The 4860-nt window shown below is 69.8% G+C and carries 4 protein-coding genes and 1 pseudogene; 1 reads left to right on the plus strand and 4 read right to left on the minus strand.

The window, feature by feature from the left end; genetic code table 11:
• The 4 genes and pseudogenes from VD972_RS33135 to deoC form a co-directional block, all read right to left on the minus strand.
• Nucleotides 1–440: pseudogene (locus tag VD972_RS33135) on the minus strand (hypothetical protein); the annotation flags it as partial.
• A gap of 67 nt (nt 441–507) precedes the next feature.
• Nucleotides 508–2238, minus strand: coding sequence for a phospho-sugar mutase (locus VD972_RS33140; protein ID WP_324992796.1), 1731 nt, complete (start codon nt 2236–2238; stop codon nt 508–510).
• A 47-nt stretch (nt 2239–2285) separates the two neighbouring features.
• Complete coding sequence (locus VD972_RS33145) at nt 2286–2654, minus strand: TraR/DksA family transcriptional regulator (protein ID WP_414654176.1); 369 nt, start codon at nt 2652–2654, stop codon at nt 2286–2288.
• Nucleotides 2655–2702: 48 nt separating this feature from the next.
• The gene (gene deoC, locus VD972_RS33150) at nt 2703–3626 is read right to left on the minus strand and encodes a deoxyribose-phosphate aldolase (protein WP_349256560.1); all 924 of its coding nucleotides are present in this window, start codon (nt 3624–3626) and stop codon (nt 2703–2705) included.
• A 96-nt stretch (nt 3627–3722) separates the two neighbouring features.
• Between deoC and VD972_RS33155 the strand changes: the two genes are divergently transcribed.
• On the plus strand, nt 3723–4860 hold a 1138-nt coding region (locus VD972_RS33155; protein ID WP_324992798.1), incomplete at its 3' end, for a ComEC/Rec2 family competence protein.

Consider the following 4860-nt stretch of genomic DNA (forward strand, 5'->3'; position numbering starts at 1 on the left):
GCGCTGCCCACGGGGATGCCCGCCACGAGCGACACGGGCAGCGCGAGCCCCACGTCCGTGCTGCCCTCGTGGAAGTAGAAGAGCGGCCCGGGCTGGAAGACGAGCGCCAGGGTGGCCTGGGAGGTGCGCGCGAGCATCAGCCGCACCCAGGCCTGGAACTTGAGGCCGGGCTCGACAACCTCGACGAGGCCCTCCTGGCCGTAGTTGAAGGTGAACTTGCCGCCGATGTCGAACCTGGGGGTGCTGCCGTGGAGCACCCCCAGCGTGATGCCCGGCCAGCCGATCTGGGCGGAGAGGACGTTCTGGCCCGTGCCGAGCGTGTCCCCTGCGAGCAGGGACCAGCCTTGCCCGCGGCTGTAGGAGACCTCCTCGTCTTGCGCGAGCGAGCCCGTGGAGGCGAGGACCCAGCAGAGGAAGAACCCAGGAACGAGACGCTTCACGAAGCAACCTCGGGGAAGGGCCGCGGCAGACGCGGCCGGTGAGAGGGGCAGAGCCGTACGAAGAGACTCAGGCGGGCTGCCCTCGATCACGCGCGAGCGCCACGAAGGCATCCATGAGTACCTGGAGGCGTCCTTCTGCCCGCGCGCGCGCCTGGGATACAGGCTCTCCAGCGCCGAGTGTCTCCTTCAGTTCAAAGTAGTACTTGATCTTGGGCTCGGTGCCGGAGGGCCGGAGGGTGACACGGCCGCCGCCTTCCAGCTCGTAGGCGATGACATTCGCAGGGGGAAGGGTGCTCGCCCCGGGCTTCTTGTAGTCCTTGGCGATCCGGATGGCGTAGGTGCCGATGCGCTCGGGGGGAGCCTGGCGGAAGCCCTCCATGATGCGCGAGATGGTCTGCGCGCCCTCGGCGCCCTTGAAGGTGAAGTTGCGCTGCGCCCCGACGAAGAGGCCATGCCGGCGCTGGATCTCCTCCAGGTAGCCGAGCACCGTCGTGCCTCGCGACTGGCACCACGCCGCCAGATCCGCGAACACCAGCGCCGCGCTGATGCCATCCTTGTCACGCACCACCGTGCCCACCGTGTAGCCGAGCGCCTCCTCGTAGCCGAAGAGGAACTGGACGCTCTCGCTCTGCTCGCGCTCCAGCGCACGGTTGGCGATCCACTTGAAGCCGGTGAGCACCTCGTCATAGGCGGCGCCCAGATCGTGGGCGATCTGCCCCAGCTGCACCGAGGAGACGATGGTGGTGGCCACGTAGGGCCGGGCCCGCTTCGTGCCCTGCGTGAGCAGGTAGTGCCCCAGCAGCACGCCTATCTCGTTGCCGGTGAGCATGCGCAGCGTGCCCTGCGCGTCCCTCACCATCACCGCGAGCCGATCCGCGTCCGGATCGTTGGCGAGCACCAGCTCCGCCTTCTCGCGCTCGGCGGCGGCGGTGGAGAGGTCCATCGCGCCGGGCTCCTCGGGGTTGGGGAAGCGCACGGTGGGGAAGGCGCCGTCCGGCTGCTGCTGCTCGCTCACCGGGTGGAAGCGCGGGAAGCCCGCGGCCTTCATGGCCCGCTCCACCCACACGCCGCCCACGCCGTGCATGGCGGTGTAGACGATGGAGAGCGTCTCCGAGCCGCGCCCGTGCATCCGCAGCCCAAGGAGGGCCTTCAGGTAGGCCTCCCCCACCTCCTGGGAGAGCTCCCGCCACAGGCCCTTCGCGCGGGCCTCGTCGGGGGTGAGCAGCCGCACCTGGTTGGCGGGCTCCACCGCGTCGATGGCGGCGGCGATCCCCTTGTCATGGGGAGGGATGATCTGCGCGCCGTTGCCCCAGTAGACCTTGTAGCCGTTGTACTCGGGCGGGTTGTGGCTGGCGGTGACCATCACCCCGCCGGCTGCCTGCAAGTGCAGCACGGCGAACGCCGTCAGCGGCGTGGGCGCCAGCATGGGAAACACGAGCGCGGGGATGCCCTCGGCGGCCAGCACGCAGGCGGTGTCCTCGGCGAACTCGGCGCTCATCCGCCGGCCATCCCGCCCCACCACCACGCCTCGAGTCACCACCTCCGGGACCTGGGCCTTGAGGTAGCGCGCCAGGCCCGCCGTGGTGCGGCGCACCACCGCCCGGTTCATCCGGTTGGGCCCTGCGCCCAGCACACCGCGCAGTCCCGCGGTGCCGAACTCCAGGTTGCCCGCGAAGCGATCCGCCAGCTCCGCCTCATCCCCGCCGGCCAGCACCTTCGCCAGCTCCTCCACGGTGGCTGGATCCGGATCGGCCCTTCGCCACGCCTCTGCCTGCTCCCTCAGCCCGGTGCTGCTCATGTCCCGCCTCCTCGCCCCCTTGCCTCAGGGGCCCCGCGTGACGCGTTTCAGGTGTAGTCGGTGAGCTTCTTGCGCGTGGGCCCGCCCTTGGGCCTGTCCCGCTTGCCCTGGCACTCCACGCAGAACTCCACATAGGGCATGGCCTTGAGCCGGCCGTACGGCAGGCCGTCGCCACACTCCTCACACTCGCCGAAGCTGTCCGGCTCGTTGCGCAGCTTGCCCAGCGCCTTCACCACCCGCCCCAGCACGCCGTCCAGGTTCCGGTTCCGGCTGGAGGCAATGGCCTGCATCATCTCGTTGAGCGGCTGCTCGTCCTCATCGCCGCCCACCTTCGAGTCATCCGTCCGGTTGGGCTCGATCTTCGCCGGCGTCTTGCCGGTCAGCTCGGCGTGAAGCGCGAGCAACAGCTTGCGCATCTCCTCTCGCTGGGCGTCCGTCACGGCGCTCCCTCGGGGCTCGCAGGGTCAGTACTTCGCGGTGGACTTCTGGCCGGTGATGATGGCCACCGAGGCGGAGGCGCCGATGCGGTTGGCGCCCGCCTGGATCATCTTCATCGCATCCTCGGAGGAGCGCACGCCGCCGGAGGCCTTCACCCCCACGTCATCCCCCACCACCTTGCGCATCAGCGCCACGTCCTCGGCGGTGGCGCCCCCGGAGCTGAAGCCGGTGGACGTCTTCACGAAGGCGGCCCCCGCGGCCTTGGAGAGCGCACAGGCGGCGATCTTCTCCTCGTGGGTGAGCTGGCTCGTCTCGAGGATGACCTTGACCGGGTACGGGCGGCTGGCCTCCACCACCAGGGTGATGTCCTTGAGCACCAGCGCGTAGTCCTTGGCCTTCAGCGCGCCGATGTTGATCACCATGTCGATCTCCTTCGCGCCGCAGCGGATGGCCTCGCGCGCCTCGAAGGCCTTGGCGCTGTGCAGCGCCGCGCCCAGCGGGAAGCCCACCACGGCGATGGGCACCGTCTTGGAGCCCGCCAGGATCCGCGCCGCCAGCGCCACGTTCACCGAGTTCACGCAGACCGTGGCGAAGCCGTACTTGCGAGCCTCCTCGGCCATCTTGATGACCTCTTCGCGGCTGGCCTCGGGCTTGAGCAGCGTGTGGTCAATGTAGGGAGCGATGTCGGCGCTGGTGCGGATGGACTCCGGGGAGATGCGGGCCGCACCGCCCTTCACCGCCGCCACGGAGCCGCAGGTGTCCATGTTCGGGCACACATCACACGAGGGCGCACACTCCTTGGCGCTCACGAAGTTACCGGGCCGGGGAGCCCCGTCCGCCTCCCGAGCGGCGGGCCCGGGAGAGGTGGTGCAGGGCTGCTCCTTGCCTGCTCGGAGGGCTTGCATCCTGCGGCGGACACGGTCGGCGATCTCGTCGACGACCTGGTTCATGTCATCAGCCTGAGCCATGGCCTCGGATGTAGCCCAGAAAGGGGCCCCTCGGGAAGCCTTCGGAACAGGGGGGGCAGGCGCTAGAGTCTCCCTGTGATGTTCCTCCCCCGGCTGCTGTGCCTCCTCCTCGTCCTTCTCTCGGCCGCTCCAGGCCTGGCGCAGCCTGCGCCGCCCCCACTTGCCCCGGGCAAACCGCTCACGGTGTATTTCTTCGATGTGGGCCAGGGTGACGCGGCGCTCATTGTCTCTCCTACGGGCAAGACGGTGCTGATCGACGGCGGGCCCCCGGAGGCCGGGGAGCACCTGGCGGCTCGGCTGCGGGAGCTCGTCCGAGCCCCGCTGGATCTGGTCATCCTCACCCACCCCCACCTGGATCACCTCGGCAGCCTGAGGGACGCCATCCAGGCGGTGGGAGCGAAGCGCTTCATGGATCCCGGCTTCGACCATCCCAGTGCCGCCTACCGGGACCTGCTCGAGTTCGTGGGCAACGAGGTGGGCCAGGTGATGACTCCGGAGCCAAACCCGCAGGCACCGGAGACCTTCCTCTCCGTGGGGCTCGGCGAGGGCGTCGTCCTCACCGTGTACTGGCCCCGCTACCCTCAGGAGCCGTTCCTGAAGAACACCCGCTCGGATGCGAACTCCAACTCCATCGTCGCCCGGCTCACCTATGGCCGGACGGCGTTCCTCTTCACGGGCGACAGCGAGCCCGATACCGAGCAGGCCCTGCTGCGCCAGCGCGCGGACTACACCTCCACCGTGCTGAAAGTGGCCCACCACGGCGGGAAGCACTCCTCCACGAAGGAGTTCCTGGCGGCGGTGAGGCCCAAGGCCGCGGTCATCTCCTCCCGCGCGGGCAACGAATACGGCCACCCCACCCCGGAGGCGCTCGAGCGGCTCGAGGCCACGGGGGCCCACGTGTTCCGCACCGACCAGCATGGCGAGATCAAGGCCGTGAGCGATGGTGCGAATGTCACCCTCCAGGCAGAGCTTGGGAAGGCCCCGCGCAGGGTGCTGCCAGGAGAGATCCGGTCCGTTCCTGGGGGCGCCAGTCCCTCCCCGGCCCCCTCGACTGCCCGCGCCCCCCAGGCCTCTCCGAGCCCAAGCCCCGCCCCCCCTGCTTCTGCGGGGGGCGAGACCATCCCGGCCGCCTGGAAGACTCCGGCCCAGCGCTTCGTGAGCCTCAAGGGCAGCGAGGTCTTCCACCGGGAGGACTGCGAGACCCTCAAGCGGGCGA

The organism is Hyalangium sp., assembly GCF_035629615.1.
Classification (GTDB): Bacteria; Myxococcota; Myxococcia; order Myxococcales; family Myxococcaceae; genus Hyalangium.

Excerpts from the sequence above, each read along its gene's own strand:
- VD972_RS33140 (WP_324992796.1), bottom strand. The coding sequence starts at position 2,238 with ATGAGCAGCACCGGGCTGAGGGAGCAGGCAGAGGCGTGGCGAAGGGCC.
- VD972_RS33145 (WP_414654176.1), bottom strand. The coding sequence starts at position 2,654 with ATGCGCAAGCTGTTGCTCGCGCTTCACGCCGAGCTGACCGGCAAGACG.
- deoC (WP_349256560.1), bottom strand. The coding sequence starts at position 3,626 with ATGAACCAGGTCGTCGACGAGATCGCCGACCGTGTCCGCCGCAGGATG.